13 protein-coding genes and 1 tRNA gene are annotated in these 15,910 nt (G+C 63.9%); 3 read left to right on the top strand and 11 right to left on the bottom strand.

Going from position 1 to position 15,910, the window contains the following annotated elements; genetic code table 11:
- Nucleotides 1–29 precede the first annotated feature (29 nt).
- On the bottom strand, nucleotides 30–1,040 hold the full coding sequence (locus ACV4UZ_RS11825; protein ID WP_491599453.1) for an IS30 family transposase: 1,011 nt from the start codon (nucleotides 1,038–1,040) through the stop codon (nucleotides 30–32).
- Nucleotides 1,041–1,306: 266 nt separating this feature from the next.
- Here ACV4UZ_RS11825 and ACV4UZ_RS11820 point away from each other — a divergent pair, with 266 nt between their 5' ends.
- Nucleotides 1,307–2,638, top strand: coding sequence for an AAA family ATPase (locus ACV4UZ_RS11820; RefSeq protein ID WP_491601020.1), 1,332 nt, complete (start codon nucleotides 1,307–1,309; stop codon nucleotides 2,636–2,638).
- A complete protein-coding gene (locus ACV4UZ_RS11815; RefSeq protein ID WP_491601019.1) occupies nucleotides 2,635–3,510 on the top strand; it encodes an HNH endonuclease in 876 nt (291 codons plus the stop codon). The genes ACV4UZ_RS11820 and ACV4UZ_RS11815 overlap by 4 nt, the downstream gene beginning before the upstream one ends.
- 86 nt (nucleotides 3,511–3,596) lie before the next feature.
- Here ACV4UZ_RS11815 and ACV4UZ_RS11810 read toward each other — a convergent pair whose 3' ends face one another.
- From ACV4UZ_RS11810 to ACV4UZ_RS11800, 3 genes are all read right to left on the bottom strand, one after another.
- Nucleotides 3,597–4,556, bottom strand: a complete 960-nt coding sequence (locus tag ACV4UZ_RS11810) for an MvdC/MvdD family ATP grasp protein (protein WP_491601018.1) — start codon at nucleotides 4,554–4,556, stop codon at nucleotides 3,597–3,599.
- A gap of 4 nt (nucleotides 4,557–4,560) precedes the next feature.
- The gene (locus tag ACV4UZ_RS11805; RefSeq protein ID WP_491601017.1) at nucleotides 4,561–4,749 is read right to left on the bottom strand and encodes a hypothetical protein; all 189 of its coding nucleotides are present in this window, start codon (nucleotides 4,747–4,749) and stop codon (nucleotides 4,561–4,563) included.
- A gap of 262 nt (nucleotides 4,750–5,011) precedes the next feature.
- Nucleotides 5,012–6,142: a Y-family DNA polymerase gene (locus tag ACV4UZ_RS11800; RefSeq protein ID WP_491601016.1), complete on the bottom strand. Its 1,131-nt coding sequence runs from the start codon at nucleotides 6,140–6,142 to the stop codon at nucleotides 5,012–5,014.
- On the opposite strand from ACV4UZ_RS11800, the gene ACV4UZ_RS11795 reads away from it, so the two are divergent.
- Complete coding sequence (locus tag ACV4UZ_RS11795; protein ID WP_491601015.1) at nucleotides 6,141–7,403, top strand: hypothetical protein; 1,263 nt, start codon at nucleotides 6,141–6,143, stop codon at nucleotides 7,401–7,403. The genes ACV4UZ_RS11800 and ACV4UZ_RS11795 overlap by 2 nt on opposite strands.
- Nucleotides 7,404–7,544: 141 nt before the next feature.
- Here the strand turns inward: ACV4UZ_RS11795 and ACV4UZ_RS11790 are convergent, their stop codons facing one another.
- From ACV4UZ_RS11790 to ACV4UZ_RS11760, 7 genes are all read right to left on the bottom strand, one after another.
- A complete protein-coding gene (locus ACV4UZ_RS11790) occupies nucleotides 7,545–8,405 on the bottom strand; it encodes an exonuclease domain-containing protein (protein ID WP_491601014.1) in 861 nt (286 codons plus the stop codon).
- 596 nt (nucleotides 8,406–9,001) lie between these two features.
- Nucleotides 9,002–9,077 (bottom strand) — tRNA-Glu (locus ACV4UZ_RS11785).
- 71 nt (nucleotides 9,078–9,148) lie between these two features.
- Nucleotides 9,149–10,924 (bottom strand): single-stranded-DNA-specific exonuclease RecJ, encoded by a 1,776-nt coding sequence (recJ, locus tag ACV4UZ_RS11780; protein WP_491601013.1) that lies wholly within the window; start codon nucleotides 10,922–10,924, stop codon nucleotides 9,149–9,151.
- On the bottom strand, nucleotides 10,921–11,913 hold the full coding sequence (gene glpX, locus ACV4UZ_RS11775) for a class II fructose-bisphosphatase (RefSeq protein WP_491601012.1): 993 nt from the start codon (nucleotides 11,911–11,913) through the stop codon (nucleotides 10,921–10,923). The genes recJ and glpX overlap by 4 nt, the downstream gene beginning before the upstream one ends.
- Before the next feature lie 13 nt (nucleotides 11,914–11,926).
- A complete protein-coding gene (locus ACV4UZ_RS11770) occupies nucleotides 11,927–13,216 on the bottom strand; it encodes a homoserine dehydrogenase (RefSeq protein ID WP_491601011.1) in 1,290 nt (429 codons plus the stop codon).
- Entirely contained in the window at nucleotides 13,213–14,448 is a 1,236-nt protein-coding gene (locus tag ACV4UZ_RS11765) for an LL-diaminopimelate aminotransferase (RefSeq protein WP_491601010.1), read from the bottom strand. Before ACV4UZ_RS11765 ends, ACV4UZ_RS11770 begins: the two co-directional genes overlap by 4 nt.
- A 128-nt stretch (nucleotides 14,449–14,576) precedes the next feature.
- Nucleotides 14,577–15,713, bottom strand: coding sequence for an OmpA family protein (locus tag ACV4UZ_RS11760; RefSeq protein WP_491601009.1), 1,137 nt, complete (start codon nucleotides 15,711–15,713; stop codon nucleotides 14,577–14,579).
- Nucleotides 15,714–15,910: the final 197 nt, after the last annotated feature.

Raw genomic sequence — 15,910 nt, 5'->3', positions numbered from 1 at the left:
AAAATCGCCGGAAATGCGGACAGATGGACTCACATTTCAAGTGCAACACCGAGATCGATGGCTTTTCCGAGGAAAGCCTCAAGCGGAGTTCGATATCCGAGGCACTTTCGCGGGGTGAGGTTGTAGTCCATGGCCAGGTCGTCCAGATCGGCCTGGGAAACTGCCGCGAGATCTGTTTTTCGCGGCAGTCCCCGCCGCATTCGCCCGATGGCGTTCTCGACGCCGCCCTTCTGCCAGGGGCTATGGGGATCGCAGAAATAGGTTTTCATGCGAAGCCTTGTCTTCAGGCGGCGATGGGCCGCGAATTCAGAGCCGTTATCGAAGGTGATGGTGCGGCGCTGCTCGGCAGGAAATCGCCGCAGCATGGCGGTCAGGCTGTCGGCGATTGGCTCGGCGGCTTTGCTGAGGTGATGCCGGAGCAGAAGCAGGCGCGAGCTACGTTCGTGCGCCACCAGGACGGCTTGGCGATAGCGGGAGAACAGCATCAGATCGGCTTCCCAGTGGCCGGTCTGGCGCCGGTCGGCGACCTCGGCGGGACGCTCGGCTACCGGCACTCGCTGGGGAATGAAATGCACCGAGCTGCCGCCCTTGCGGCCACGCCAGCCACGCTGAAACTTGGCGCGCGGCAGCAGCCGGTGCAGATAGTCCTTGTGGCTGTTCACGCGCCAGTAGATGTAGCGGTAAATTGACTCGTGGCTGATCACCGGCCTACCTTGCTCAAGCTCGAGCCGCCCGGCGATCTGCTCCGGGGACCATCCCATCGCAAGGCCGTCCAAGGTCAGTTTCCTGAGCGCGCTCGAGCGCTCCAGTTTGTAAAGCTTGCGCCGCCGCCGGGCGCGGGCCTGGATCATCGCCCAATCCACCTTGTAGCCGACTTGGGCGCCACTGTTGCGCTCCAGCTCTCGGCTGATTGTTGACGCCGCCCGGCCCAAGGCCCGGGCAATGGCTCGCCGAGATTTACCGTCTGCATGCAGACGGTAAATCTCGCACCGCTCATCCAGACTGAGCTGATTGTATCGTTGTCCCATCGCAGCACCCATTATAGCGGGTGTTGCACTTCGATCGTGAGCTTAGGACATCGCTTGACCATTTGGCGCAGTACACAAGCACCGCACCCGCCCGCGATTTATCGTGCCAAAATCGGCTGCGGAGCAGGCGCGCAGCCTCTTGTTGTTGAGTTCGAAAAAACCTGAGGAGCGGAGCCCAATTTTCACGGGTTGGTCGTGTCCATTGACACGACCAATGACCATCGCTCGCCAAAGCAACGTGCGGTCGAGTATAAACGGACGGAAGGGAGAACCCAAACTTGCTCATCTCCATCAAACCTCCGTCGCGACAGCTACTCAAGGATGAGAAGGGCTGGGAGGTTTCGCTCTTCCGTGATAACCCGGACTGGCGCGACTTCCTCAACGACGCGCGCGCGCTCTACGAGGGTAATTTTACCGCGCTAGCCGGCATGGACGAGTCGTTCTCCTACACGCCCGCTGGCACTGAGGAGCCAATCGAGTTTGATTTCAGTTCTCCCGAACCCACCAGCTACTGGGGGCCTTACCGCCGCCTCGGGCCAAGTCGGCGCAAGACTCTTCTCCCGGATCGCATCGTTGTGCTGGTCGGGCGTAACGGGTCAGGTAAGAGCACTCTCCTTGCTCGGCTGGCGCACGTCGCCTTTGCATCGCCGCAGGAGCGCGCAACCAAGGAACTGAAGGCTCTCGGGACACTCGACCCGCCATCGATCGGCTTCATGCGCATCATCACCATATCCTATAGCGCCTTCGACAGCTTCGTCGTGCCCGGCCTTGACGCCAAGAAGCTGTCGCAGACGACCCAGGATCTTGCCAGCGGCGAAGGGCGCTTCGTCTTCTGCGGACTCCGCGACCTTGTCGCTGAGGCGCGCGCTGACGTCGAGAAGGACAAGGAGAGGAAGTCGGACGACCAAGATGCCGAGTCGCAGGTCGAACGGCGAACGACTACTCGCCTGAAGCCGGTTGAGAAGCTGGCGGACGAGTTCGCGGCACTTGTCGCGCGTATCCGCAAAGATGGGCGCGTTGAGCTACTGGAATTTGCGCTGGAGCCGCTGTTCGGCGACCCTTCGTTCGCAGAACTTAAGGATCAGATGACGCGGCTGACAAGCTCCATTAGTTCAGCGCGGTCGCTCTTCCTAGGCTGGAGTACCGGCCACAAAATTGCGCTCCACGTCGTCGCTTCGCTCGTCGCACATGCGGTGCCCCGCTCGCTTGTGCTCTTCGATGAGCCCGAGGCGCACCTGCACCCGCCGCTCATGGCTGCGCTCATGCACGCAGTCCGCATCGTACTCACCGAGTTGAACGCCTTCTGTGTGGTCGCCACTCACTCCCCAGTGCTTCTTCAGGAAACGCTGTCTCGCCACGTCCGCCGGGTGAGGCGCACGGGCGGATCGCTCGAGGTGAAAAAGCCGGATATGGAGACCTTCGGCGAGAATGTGGGCGTTCTCACTTACGACGCTTTCGGACTCACCGCGTCCAGCACCGACTACCACAAGGTCCTGGACCTGCTGGTAAAGGGCTGCGACTCTCCTGAGGAGGTGGAGGCTCTATTCCAACCCGGCCTCAGTGTGCAGGCACGCGCCTACGTCCTCGCCCAGTTCGCCCGCAAAGCATGAGGAACCTCCCCAAGCCCTCACGCGATGGCGACCGGCCCGACCTCAAGAAGGCGATACGCCAGTACAGGTATCGCGGCGAGGTGCTGGGCCATGAGATCACCGACGCTGAGATCGACGCAGTCGTCGCGCTATACGACAGGTACGAGGCGGAGCGCGGCGCGCCCCGCGATGAGTTCAAGGGCGAAGGCCTGCCCGAGTCCTTGCGTGATGCGATCCACGCCGCATACGAGAAGACGCAGGAGGGGCGGGTACTGCAGTCGGTGCGCGAGCTCCTGTTCAAGGGCGTGGACCTTTGCCCCGTGTGCGGCATCCATCCGGCCACCGAGCTTGACCACCACCTGCCCCAATCCGCGTTCAAGCCGCTCGCCATCCACACACGCAACCTCGTGCCCATGTGCCATCCTTGCAACCACGCCAAGCTGGCCGGGTTCGGCGAGGGGGACGCGGGGTTCCTGCACCCCTATTACGACGCACTGCCCGACCTTGACTTCTTGCATGCCACCGTCGACCTCGTTGACGGGGCGCTCATCGTGTCCTTCGCGATCGACGCCCCAGTGCTCCCGGATGGATACGGCGAACGACTCACGGGGCAGATGATCGCTCTGGACCTGGAAGCGCGATACCAGCAGGAGGTGAACGCTTACATCTCGTCGCATGCGGCAGCGCTGCACCTCGCCTATCGCAGTACAGGCCAAGAGGCAGTGCGCAGGACGCTGCGGCTTCAGGCGCGCTACGAGGTTCGGGCCTTTCACCGCAATCACTGGCGGCCGGTTCTGTTGCGGGCGTTAAGCGAACACGACGGCTTTACCAGCGGCGGATTTGCGGACGTTTTGCCGCTTTCGGAAGAGATGCTCGACGATCTAGAAGGCTGAGCCGGTTTCCAGCGCCGCCTGAACGACGCGAGCACCGCCGACGCGCTGTTCGATGCTTACGCCCCGCCACGCCCATTGTCGAAGCTTCAACAGGAGGGGCATGCCAGTTCCTCTGCGATCGCCGCCGATAAACCGCGCCCATTACGGTCCAACCATCCCCATTCGCCAGTCGGGTTGATCTCGATAAACCAATAGCGATCACCCGAGAGCGCAAGGTCGATCGCGCCAAATCGCAAGCCAAGGTCGCGAACGAGTAAACGACAACGTTCGGCTACATCGGCGGGCAGGTTATAATCCCGATAAGACAGTTCATTTTTGGGCCGGACTCGCCAGTCGCCATCGATTCCTCCCTGCTCATCCGTGATGGCATCACACCATAAGCGATCGCCGACGACCGTGACACGTAGGTCTAATTTGGGGGTGATGATACTTTGACAGGTTGCAGGTGCGAGATGGAAATGCTCGTCCGCGCAAGCAGCCCAGTCCATCAAACTCGTGTAGCCGAAATGCTGATGGTGTTCGTCCTGCAGCAGTACCGTATCGACGCTTTTCAACGCGATTCGAGTGCCGATCATACTTGGCACGTCGGCCTCGCGGTCATTCGTCACCAGTGTCGATGGCACATCGAAACCGAGATTGGCCGCGCGCCTTAACTGGTAGGGCTTGGACTCTGCCCGATATGTCGCCGCCGGATGGTTAATCCAGACCGCATGGTCGAACAGCATCATGCCGCGCATGGCACCCGACCATTGAGAGCGTTCTAACTGTTCCGCCGTCGTCAATCTGCGGCCCGGGGTATTTCGCAGAAATGTCGCTTGTCGCCACCATACCGAGCGCAACCCGGCACCCACATGCCAAGTTCCACCGCCATGACGGCAGGTCATGGTGGCAGACAAGGGGTCGATCGAGAGTCTCAGATCGGCAACCTGATCCCGGTTGATCCGCAAAAACGAAACGCCTTGCCGAGAAAGGTGGTCGCATATTCTGTCGGTAGAATAATCCATCAATCCCGACAGGATAAGAACGGCGACACTATTACTAGCCATGGGGTTACTGTCCCTTTTGATCCTCACCGGTCTCAAGGTCATTCTTCTTGGTCTGCTTGCCGTATCGAGGATCGTAAGCGATCAATCCATCTTTGCTACGCCACACTCCAGCCGCGAAGTCGTATGCGGCATCCGCCAACCCATCGATTTCCCTGAGCTCTGTCGTCTTTGCTTCACGCTGCAGAACGTGCATCGTCATATCCCTCTCTGAGCGAATAACTTATATAGGTTGTGCTTAGACCCATCTTTAAACACGTTTGCGATTAATATCACGAGGCGCCTTGCCTGGGCTAGGGCCTGAACGCATGTCTGCTTAAGGATTTAATTGGAGGCGCTCTGAATGGCCGACATGGGCGCAAAGCAGACATTGTTATTCGATTGTCGCTGTCGCCGGGGATGCATGGGGACATGTGGATCAACCGCTGGGTCAGGGGCGTGACCAAGTGGAGTTCTCTTCATAAGCACTGAGTATCCAACGATGCCCTTGGGATATCTTCCCACCGGCTCGTATAGGACGGACTTTTACGCTCCTGGCGCATCTTCCATGGGGCATCCCGCTGCGACAGCCCAAAAGCCAAAGCTCCACGGCCAAATTTGGAATTGACCGCATCCAGGGCCTGCATCAGATGGGTGGGAGGCTTTGGGACTGGGGCTGAAAATAAATCTCGCGGCACTGCTTCAGGCCGGATTAATTCCAACAACACGACGCCCGCCTTCTTGTAGGCGAAACCGCCTTTCCAGATGCTTTCCAGCCCCCGCGTGGCGGCACCGATCACCGCCGGTGTGGATGCGGTCGGCAAAGCCAGGCGGATGGTCGCGCTGTTGCTGTATTGCGGCTCTTCCTTGCGGAAACGGTCGGTCATGATGAAGACCTGCACCACGCCGGTCAGCAGGCCATCCTTGCGGATCTTTTCGACGGCCCTGGATGCAAACGTCACCACCGCATCCCTGACATGGGATTGATCGATCACACACTCCCCGAATGACCGAGAGCAGCAGCAGGTCTGCCGGTCGGCTGGCTCCGTTTCGATGGTATGCACGGCGATGCTGCGCAATTCCATAACGGTTCTTAAGCCGACATTGCCCATGCGTGCCCTGATCCATCCATCCTCGGCATTGCGCAGATCCAATGCGGTGTGGATGCCGTTCAGATACAGCAAGCCGGACCATTGCCGGCCAATCCCCCAGACATCATTCACTTCGGTGCGCTTCAGGGCTGTCTCGATCCATTCCGGGTGATTGGCCAGGTCAAGGACACCGTCGCAACGGGCCGATTTCTTGGCCAGTCGGTTCGCCAGCTTGGCCAGGGTCTTGGTGGTGCCGATGCCAATAGAAACGGGAATGCCCGTCCAGCGCCGCACGGTGGTGCGAAGCTTCCGGCACCATTCCGTCAGATCGGGCACCGCCATGCGGTCAAGGTCCAGAAAGCATTCGTCGATGCTGTAGACCTCCACCGCCGGGGCGTGATCGGCCAGCACGGACATGACTCGTTCGCTCAGATCCCCATAAAGGGCGTAATTGGAAGAGACGGCGATCACGCCACCTTCTTCCGCCAAGCGGCGCACCTTGAACCACGGCTCACCCATGCCGATATCGGTGACCTACCCATCGGTGGTTGGTGAGGTCAATCCAGTTGATTTTATTGCCGTTGAGGCGCTTCGCGTTTTCTTGCCCGACGTTTATGACGTGGTGCGAGCAAACTCCGAGAAATTTGCTGGCCACCGTACCTTGAGCCGTTATGGCGGAGAGGACGATGGAACTCGCCAAGCATTTCACGGCAGATGGTTGCAGCAAGTGCCAGAACCCCTGCGGCCATCCGCCGAGGCACTCCTGCAACGCCTCTTTCCGAAGCTTGAACAGAGCGTTTATGGCTCCGAATGGTTGTCAGAATGGCGGAAAGAGCTCCGCGTATGCAGCCCAGACATATTTCCAGCGTATTTCAGATTGACCCTGCCCCCCGGCACGGTGCGCCGCAGCGAGATGTTGGAACTAATCGCGCAGGCAGAAAACCCGTCCGCTCTGGGCAATTCACTTGTGCAGGCAACACGGGAAAAGCGACCAGATGGTCTATCGAAGGCGCGCGCACTGCTTGAGCGCCTAATGGACTATGTGGAAGCTGACATTCCGAATGTACACATCCCTGCCTTCGTGAAGGTTCTGCTCAATGTCGGCGATGATCTTGAATTGGTGAGCGACAAAAGGGGCGCGTTTGATTTCGGAAATGAGTCCCGCGTATCACGGGTAGTATATCACTTACTCAAGCGCATCGACGGGCCGAACCGCCTGTCAATGTTGAAGGAAGCCTTCTCAACAGGGGATGCGATCGGCGTTCAGAGATATTTCGTCACGGCACTGCTTGAGGAGGTGACCAAGCAAGCGGACGGTGGGGCAGACACGTTGGTGGACGCTGGCGCTGTAGAAGAACTGAAGGCAGCATGGCTTGCACGGGTCAGCACCCGTTCTGCCATGGACCACCTGCTATCACATTTGCAACTCGCCCGAATTCTCCTTGCGTGGCGTGAATGGGGTGACCCAAATAATGCGCGCACATGGTGCGAACGAGTGACAACCTCCGATCAGGGCCTGCTCACATTCCTGACGAAGTTTTGTACGCATCGCACCTCGCAAACGTTTGGTGAGTGGGCTGTGCGGGTTCAGCCACGGCTAAACCCTGCATGGATCGAACCGTACATCAATACGCAATTATGTGCCGAGCGCCTCATTGCTCTTGAGCAAGCCGGGGCAGTACCTGAGTTAGCCCAAGAGGCGGTTACACAATTCTTGGTCGAGTGGAAAATGGTCAAAGCGGGCAAAAACCCCGAGGGGCTTGGCGCATTTGACGACTAGTTGGGGGGGGCGGAGACTCTGCACTCCATTCGAAGGCCCGCTTTACCGCTCCCCAAACCCGCCCGTCCGCTCCTGGCCCAGTCCTGCACGGGGTTCGGTTGAGGTTTCTGTGGAGGCACTGTAGGCCTTTGAGCCCAACTATTAACCTTCGCTGACCAGTGCACGGAAATCCGTCTCGCGGATGATCCGGATCGGCAGACCGGCGAGGATCAGTTCCTCGGCCTTGCGGTGTTTGGAGCTCATTTTGTGCCCGGCCAGCCGCGCCACATCCAAGTCACCGACCACCAGCAGGGTTGTCTTCTTTGTCACTCCCGGGGCCACCTCGCAACCAGCGGCTGCCGCAAGATCGGCTGCGTCTCGGCGTGGAATTTCCAGGGCGCCGGTGAACACCACGACTTCGCCAAAAAGCGGGCCGTCCGGATTGCCATCCCGCCGGACTCTACCCCCATCCTCGCTGACCTGATTGATCGGTTGGCGGACGCGCTGCAGCCACGCCTCAAGATCGAGGCCCGTTTCCCGCATTGCAGCGAGAAGCACTTGGCCAGAAGCCTTGGCGTCCTCGAGTGCATGGTGGTGGTGGAACCGGTAGCCGATGCGGTCGCAGACGTCCGCCAACCCATAACCGCTCTTCGCGCATTCCGACCAGGCCCGGCGGGCGACCATTGCGGAATCCAGCCAGGTGCATGCCGGCACTTCGAGCCCTTGCCGACGGGCCGCCTGATGGATAGCGCCGCGATCAAAATGTGTGTGAGTTACCACCACGCTCCCGGTCAAGAGATCGGTAACTTTCCCCGAAATCTGTCGATAGGTCGGTGCGTCGGCCACCATGGCTTCGTCAATGCCATGGATGCTCACGTTGAGCCCGGCGAAATAATCCTCTGGATTGATCAAGGTATACCATTCGGAGGCCAGCTCACCGGCCTCGAAGGTCGCGAAGCCCATGGCGCAGATCGACGCCATGTCCGCATTCGCGGTTTCCACGTCCACGGCAACGAATTTCATTCCAGCCCCCTACCTCTCAACCATAGGATTATATCGAGCTTGGATCTGGTTGGTAAACCGGGCAATCATTTCTCCGGGAATTAGTATTGCCCTGCCGGGCTGTCGTCGCAGATCGAATCCGAACGGTGCAAGAAGACGCAATGAGACATAATGCGAACATACTCCGCCGCGAAGCCATCACCGTAGTCCATCAATTCTTCACGATAGGAGTATTGGTGGCCCTGCAGGTTACAGTCCACCGCCTCCCAAACCCGCCCATCCACTTCCGGCCCAAATTGGTTCTTCCGCGTGACCGCACCATGTTGCCAACTGCTTCGGGTCCAACAACTCCCCTGTCCAGAGTCCATCCATCCCCCATCAACTTACCAAAACAACACGCCGTAACATTCTCCTTGCATGGCTATGGATACAACGACTTGCGGACCTGCTGATACGGACAGGCGTGTCAACAGGTTTGGAGAATAAACCGCTACAGAGAGAGTGTTGTGCCAGTTTCCGGCAGGGGCGTGTCAGCAGGCAGACATGCGGATTCCGCGCAGAACCTTGGGATACCCAAAGCCACGTCGGTCCTGTAGAGCCAGTTTTCTTTTAGAGAATGGCGTCCCCTACGGGATTCGAACCCGTGTCGCCGCCGTGAAAGGGCGGTGTCCTAGGCCTCTAGACGAAGGGGACGTCGAGGCGCGAGGGCGACTTGATAGCCGCCCCGGCGGGGAAAATCAAGGCCGCATTCGGTCTTTTTCGCATCAGCGTGCGATTGCGGCGTCATCGACGATCAGTTGGACCGACGAATTGCCCTGCCAGGTGTCGACGCGCAGTGTTCCGGCCAGGTGGAAAGCGGCGCCCGCCGAGGACAACAGGGCGTGGCCCATCTCCGAATCGGCGGCGCGGAAGGCGATGGCTTTCAGGCGCTTGCCGCCGGCGCCGCTCAGCATCAGCCGCACATGGCCCGAGCCCACCACGTCGGCCCTGGCGATGCGGGCGCCCGAGATGGCGAAGCGCGGTTCCGGATTGCCCGAGCCGAAGGGGCCGACACCGGCGAGAGTTTCCACCAGCTCGGTGCCCGCCGCGCCGGCGTCGAGCGCGCCGTCCAGTTCCAGCAGCGGCACCAGATCGCCTTCCAGTTGGGCCTGCAGGCGTTCCGCCAGGAAATCGGACAGGGCGTCCAGCTTGTCGCGGGCCACGGTGAAGCCGGCGGCCATGGCGTGGCCGCCGCCGGCCCGCAGGAGCCCCGCCTGGCGCGCCGCGATGATGGCCGAGCCCAGGTCGAGGCCCGCCACCGATCGGCCCGAGCCCTTGCCCTGGTCGCCTTCCAGCGCCACCACGCAGGCGACGCGGCCATAGCGTTCCTTGAGGCGGCCGGCGACGATGCCGATGACGCCGGGGTGCCAGTTCTCGCCCGCCGCCACCAGCAGGGGGCGGCCGTCGTCTGGGCGGCCTTCCACCTGCTCGATGGCCTCGTACAGCACGGCGGCCTCGATCTCCTGGCGGTCCTTGTTGTAGCCGTCCAGCCGGCGGGCGATCTCGGCGGCCTCGGCCGGGTCGTCGGTGGACATCAGCCGGGTGCCCAGCTCGGCCTCGCCCACCCTTCCGCCGGCATTGACGCGCGGCCCCAGGACGTAGCCCAGGGTGTAGGAATCGGGACGCTCCTTGACGCCTGCCACGTCGGCCAGGGCGGCGAGGCCCACATTGCCCCGCCTGGACATCACCTTCAGTCCCTGGACCACCAAAGCGCGGTTGACCCCCACCAGGGGCACCACGTCGCAGACCGTGCCCAGCGCCACCAGATCGAGATGGCGCATCAGGTCGGGGGCGGGACGCCCGGCGTACCAGCCGGCCAGCTTCAGGCCGCGGTTGAGCCCCACCGCCAGCAGGAAGGCGACGCCGACGGCGGCCATGTGGCCGTGGGGGCTGGTCTCGTCCAGGCGGTTGGGATTGATCACCGCCAGGGCGGCGGGCAGCGCCGCCTCGCCCACGTGGTGGTCGACGACGATCATGTCGAGGCCGGCCCGCGTGGCGGCCTCCAGGGCGTCGAAGGCGGTGGTGCCGCAATCCACGGTGACCACCACGCCGACGCCCTCCTCCCGGAGGCGGAGCAGCGCCGGGGCATTGGGGCCGTAGCCCTCCTTGATGCGGTCGGGGATGTAGACCCGCGCCCGCCCCCCCATGTCGGCCAGCGCATTCCGGAGCAGCGCCGAGGAGGTGGCGCCGTCCACGTCGTAATCGCCGAAGATGCCGATGGTCTCGCCGGCGGTCACCGCCCGGACCAGCCGCTCCACCGCCGGCTCCATGCCTTTCAGGTGGCCGGGATCGGGCAGGAGGTCGCGAAGCGTCGGATTGAGGAAGCGCTCGGCTTCGTCCAGCCCCACGCCGCGTGACGCCAGGACGCGTCCCACCAGATCCGGCAGGCCGAGACGCTGGGAGAGCGCCAGGGCGAGCCGCTCGTCGCCCGGCCGCGCCAGCCAGCGCCGCCCGGACAGCGAGCGCTCCACCCCCAGGAAGGCGGACTGAGCGTGGCTCATGCCGGCAGGTGGCTCCGGCTGAGGTCGTGCTGGACGCTCAGGTAGCGGATGGTGCCGGTGGCCGAGCGCATGACCAGGGAATGGCTTTCCGCCCGGTTGCCGGGAGCCAGGCGGGCGCCCTTCAGCACATGGCCGTCGGTGATGCCGGTGGCGGCGAACATCACCTCGCCCCGTACCATGTCGTCGATGTTCCACTTGCGCCTGGTGTCGGCGATGCCGACCCGGCGGGCGGCGGCGTGGTCGGCTTCCGAGCGGCACAGCAGGCGGGTCTGCATCTGGGCGCCCAGGCATTTCAGCCCGGCGGCGGCCAGAACGCCCTGGGCGGCGCCGCCCGAGCCCATGTAGACGTCGACGCCGGACCCGGGCAGGCCGGCGGCCAGCGCGCCGGACACGTCGCCGTCGTCGAACAGGGTCACCCGCACGCCGGCGGCGTAGAGCCGCTCGATCAGCTCGGCGTGGCGGGGGCGGTCCAGCACGCTGACGGTCAGCTCCGAGATGGTCAGGCCCTTGGCCTCGGCCAGCCGCGACAGGTTCTCCTCCGGCGTGGAATCCAGGTCCAGCAGGCCGGCGGGCAGGCCGGCGCCGACCACGATCTTCTCCATGTAGGAGTGCTGCGGCACCTTGAGGAAGCTGCCCTCCTCGGTCATGGCCACCACCGACAGCGCGTTGTGGGCGCCGCGCGCGCAGATGGAGCGGCCCTCCAGCGCGGTCAGCACGATGTCGACCTTGGGCCCCTTGCCGTTGCCCACCTTCTCGCCGGTGTGCAGCGGCTGGTTGGGGTCCTCGCCCTCGCCGTTGACGATGACGCCCTCCATGGCCAGGCCGTTCAGGGCATGCTGCATGGCCGAGCAGGCCGCCTGGTCGGCGGCGCGCTCGTCGCCGCGCCCGGTCTGGCGGGCGGCGGCCAGCGCGCTGGCCTCGGTGACGCGGACCACCTCCAGGGCCAGATTACGGTCGAGAACGGGCAGGGTGGCGGAATAAATGGACATGGCCCGACGCCTTCTAGAGGGACTCGATGCGGATCAGTTGCAGGTCGGTGACCGAGGCCAGCGCCCGGATGCGCCCGACGGCGCGCAGCATGGAATCCTCGTCGGTCTCGTGCACGGTCATCACCACGGGAACCACCTCGGAGGGTGCGCGGCCGCGCTGGATGATCTGTTCCATGGAAACCTTCTCCGCCTTCAGCGCGGTGGCCACGTCGGCGAACACGCCGGGCTCGTCCCTGACCATCAGGCGGATGTAATAGGCGCTGCGATGCGCTCCGGCGGGGGCGGCGGGCAGCGGCTTCAGGGCATCGACCGCAAGGCCGAAGGCGGGCATGACGCGACCGCAGGCCAGGTCCATCAGGTCGGCGACCACGGCCGACGCGGTGGGGCGCGCTCCGGCGCCGCGTCCTTCCAGCACGGTGCGGCCGACGAAATCGCCCTCGGTGACGATGGCGTTGAAGGGGCCGCTCACATGGGCCAGCGGGAAGGCGAGCGGCACCATGGCGGGATAGACGCGGGTCTCGACGCCCTGGTCCGAGAGCGAGGCGACACCCAGCAGCTTGATGCGGTAGCCCAGTTCGTCGGCGTAGCGGATGTCCAGCGCGCTGACGTTGCGGATGCCCTCGCACGACACGGCGTCGATGTTCACCGGCATGGCGAAGGCGAGGCTGGCCAGGATCGCCAGCTTGTGGGCGGTGTCGGTGCCGTCGATGTCGAAGCTGGGGTCGGCCTCGGCATAGCCCAGCGCCTGGGCCTCGGCCAGCACATCGGCGAAGTCGCGCCCCGAATCGCGCATGGTGGTGAGGATGTAGTTGCAGGTGCCGTTGAGGATGCCCATCACCTTGGTGACACGATTGCCGGCCAGTCCCTCGCGCAAGCTCTTGATGACCGGAATGCCGCCGCCGACGCTGGCCTCGAAGCCGATATTGCCGCCCTTGGCCTCGGCCAGGCGGGCCAGTTCGATTCCGTTGTGGGCGATCATGGCCTTGTTGGCGGTGACCACGCTGAGGCCCCGCTCCAGCGCCGTCTTGACCACCTCGAGCGCGATGCCCTTGGCGCCGCCGATCAGTTCCACCAGCACGTCGTAATCGCAATCCTTGGCCATCTGGCGGGCGTCGGTGAAGAACGGCACGCCGTCCAGGGGCAGCCCGGCGGGCTTCTCCAGGGCGGCGGCGCCCACCAGGGCCAGCGGGCGCCCGGCGCGGGCGGCCAGCACTTCGGCCTGGTCGTGCAGCAGCTGCACGGTGCCGCCGCCGACGGTGCCCAATCCGGCGATGGCGATCTTGAGGGGGGTGGATTTGCTCATTGTTCCGTTCCTGCTGCACGCTGTTTTTCGGATTCCTCCAGCACCTGTCCGGTGTTGCCGAGGAAGGTCTTGATGTTGCGCACCGCCTGGCGGGTGCGCTGGACGTTTTCCACCAGTCCGATGCGGACGTGGGAATCGCCGTATTCGCCGAAGCCGATGCCGGGCGCCACCGCCACCTGGGCTTCGCGCATCAGGAGCTTGGAGAATTCCAGCGATCCCAGATGGGCGAAGGGCTTGGGGATGGGCGCCCAGGCGAACATGGTGGCGGGTGGGCTGGGAATGTCCCAGCCGGCGGCGGCGAGCCCCTCGATCAGGGCGTCGCGGCGGCCCTTGTAGAGGGCGCGGATATCGTCGACGCAGTCCTGGGGACCGTTCAGCGCGGCGGTGGCCGCCACCTGGATGGGGGTGAAGGCGCCATAATCGAGGTAGCTCTTGATGCGCCCCAGGGCGGCGATCAGCGTCTTGTTGCCGGCGGCGAAGCCGATGCGCCAGCCCGGCATGTTGTAGGTCTTGCTCATGGAGGTGAACTCGACCGCGATCTCCTTGGCGCCGGGAATCTGCAGGATGGAGGGCGGCGGGGCCACGTCGAAATAGATCTCGGAATAGGCCAGGTCCGACAGGATCCAGATGCCGTGATGGCGGCAGAACTCCACCACCTGTCCGTAGAAGTCGAGATCGGCCAAGAGCGCGGTGGGGTTCGAGGGATAGTTCAGCACCAGGGCGATGGGCTTGGGCACCGAATGGCGCACGGCGCGGTCCAGCGCCTTCAGGAACTCGGCGTCGGGCGCCACCGGCACGAAGCGGCAGGAGCCGCCGGCGATGATGAAGCCGTAGGGATGGATGGGATAGCTGGGATTGGGCACCAGCACGATGTCGCCGGGGCTGGTGATGGCATTGGCCAGGTTGGCCAGCCCCTCCTTGGAGCCCAGCGTCACGATGCACTCGGCCTCGGGGTCGATGTCCACGGCGAAGCGGCGCTGGTAATAGGCCGACAGCGCCTTCCGGAGGCCCGGAATGCCTCGGCTCATGGAATAGCGGTGGGCGCGGGGATTGCGGGCGGCCTCCACCAGCTTGTCGACGATGTGGGCGGGCGTCGGCTGGTCGGGGTTGCCCATGCCGAAATCGATGATGTCCTCGCCGGCGGCCCGGGCGCGGGCCTTCATGGCGTTCACCTCGGCGAACACATAGGGCGGAAGGCGCTTGATCCGATGGAAGTCGTGCTGGCTGCTCATGGGCCGAACCTAATCTGCTGCGAGGCCCCCCTCGAAAGGGACCCTAATGCGGCAGCGGTTAAGAATCGATGGCTATTTGAACGGACCCAGGCATGTAAGCCCGGAATCCGTTCAATTCAGCCGGGCCATCAGTATTCGATGGAAACCTTGGCGCCGCTGTCGTCGAAGGCCGAGGGGGCCATGGGATCGGCGGCCACCATGATCTTGCGGGCGGGCACGCCCAGGCCGGTCAGCGACTTGGCCACCGCCTTGGCGCGGCCCAGCGCCACGGAGGCGTCGTCCTGGCCGACGAAGGACACGCCGCCCGGCGAGGAGTAGCCGACGATGCGGACCACGCCCCCGGTCTGCTTCTGGAGCGCCGCCACCTCGCGCAGCTGGGCACCGTCGGCGGCGGTGAGAGAGCCGCTGGGGCCGAACTGCAGCGAAGCCACCTCGAACTGGGCGGCGGGCCCCTTGGGGGCCACCATGCCCTTGGCGCCGCGCAGGCCCTTGGGGGGCGTCAGGTTGACGGCCCGCTCGCCCGAATCGGCGGCGAAGGACGGCGAACGGGTCATGCCCACCGGCGGCTGGGCCGGAACGGCGTAGGTATGGACCGGCTGGTTGTACGACGCCTGGGTGCGGGCGGCCGGAATGCCGGTGAAGGGGTCGCCCTTGTTGGTGGCCACGGCGGATTCGGCCAGACGCTTCTGGAAATGCTCGGCCAGCAGGCCGCGGCGGGTGGGAACGGCATCGGGAATCTCGGCGCGGGCCGGCGGGCCGGCGGGGGCGGTGCGGGGCGGGGCGCTGGGGCCTTCGTCGCGGGCGGCCTGCATGCGCCGGTCCAGCGACGGCTGGTAGGACCCCTTGCCCGACGCGTCCTGGCCGGGAGCGGAGGCCTGGGGCGCCGGAGCGGGGGCCTCGGCCACCTGGGTCTGGGCGGGCGGGGTCTTCTTGGCCAGCTGCTTGGTGGGCGCGGGCTCGCGCCGCACCGATTCGGCGTATTTGGCGTTGCCCTTGTCGCCGGCAAGGCCCTTGCCCGACGACGAGGACTTGGTCCCGGCCTCGTTGACGTTGGGGAACGAGCCTTCGGGGCGGCGGGGCGCGGCCACCACGGGGGCATCATCGCCTTCGAACACGCCGGCGACGCCCTTGTACCACTCGACGGGATTAAGGGCGTCGGGAACGTACGAGCAGCCGGCGATCAGAGCGGCGATGGCGACGCTTCGGCCAACGGCCAAGGTGCGGCGCTCATGACGACGGCGCCAAGCCTCGATGCAATCGAACATGGACGAATCAGTGCCCCCGGTATCGAGAAACTATTTTGTCTGGACCGATTTTTACGGCAAGTTCACGTTTATCAGGCCATGGTTCGAAAGTATATAGGTCTATGGAACGGTCGGAAAGGATGGGCGGTGCACCCACCGGACCGCCGGGCGACGGGACAAGGGGTCGGTCGCCGTGTATGGTTGCACTCTGGATGCAC

It is taken from the genome of Paramagnetospirillum sp., from assembly GCF_058402745.1.
Note: the sequence above shows the minus strand (reverse complement) of the source record. Positions and strands in the feature narration are given on the sequence as shown.

What these genes read in the sequence shown, in the direction of transcription:
- ACV4UZ_RS11825 (WP_491599453.1), bottom strand. Translation starts at nt 1,040, where the DNA reads ATGGGTGCTGCGATGGGACAACGATACAATCAGCTCAGTCTGGATGAG.
- ACV4UZ_RS11815 (WP_491601019.1), top strand. Translation starts at nt 2,635, where the DNA reads ATGAGGAACCTCCCCAAGCCCTCACGCGATGGCGACCGGCCCGACCTC.
- ACV4UZ_RS11810 (WP_491601018.1), bottom strand. Translation starts at nt 4,556, where the DNA reads ATGGCTAGTAATAGTGTCGCCGTTCTTATCCTGTCGGGATTGATGGAT.
- ACV4UZ_RS11805 (WP_491601017.1), bottom strand. Translation starts at nt 4,749, where the DNA reads ATGCACGTTCTGCAGCGTGAAGCAAAGACGACAGAGCTCAGGGAAATC.
- ACV4UZ_RS11795 (WP_491601015.1), top strand. Translation starts at nt 6,141, where the DNA reads ATGCCGATATCGGTGACCTACCCATCGGTGGTTGGTGAGGTCAATCCA.
- ACV4UZ_RS11800 (WP_491601016.1), bottom strand. Translation starts at nt 6,142, where the DNA reads ATGGGTGAGCCGTGGTTCAAGGTGCGCCGCTTGGCGGAAGAAGGTGGC.
- ACV4UZ_RS11790 (WP_491601014.1), bottom strand. Translation starts at nt 8,405, where the DNA reads ATGAAATTCGTTGCCGTGGACGTGGAAACCGCGAATGCGGACATGGCG.
- recJ (WP_491601013.1), bottom strand. Translation starts at nt 10,924, where the DNA reads ATGAGCCACGCTCAGTCCGCCTTCCTGGGGGTGGAGCGCTCGCTGTCC.
- glpX (WP_491601012.1), bottom strand. Translation starts at nt 11,913, where the DNA reads ATGTCCATTTATTCCGCCACCCTGCCCGTTCTCGACCGTAATCTGGCC.
- ACV4UZ_RS11770 (WP_491601011.1), bottom strand. Translation starts at nt 13,216, where the DNA reads ATGAGCAAATCCACCCCCCTCAAGATCGCCATCGCCGGATTGGGCACC.
- ACV4UZ_RS11765 (WP_491601010.1), bottom strand. Translation starts at nt 14,448, where the DNA reads ATGAGCAGCCAGCACGACTTCCATCGGATCAAGCGCCTTCCGCCCTAT.
- ACV4UZ_RS11760 (WP_491601009.1), bottom strand. Translation starts at nt 15,713, where the DNA reads ATGTTCGATTGCATCGAGGCTTGGCGCCGTCGTCATGAGCGCCGCACC.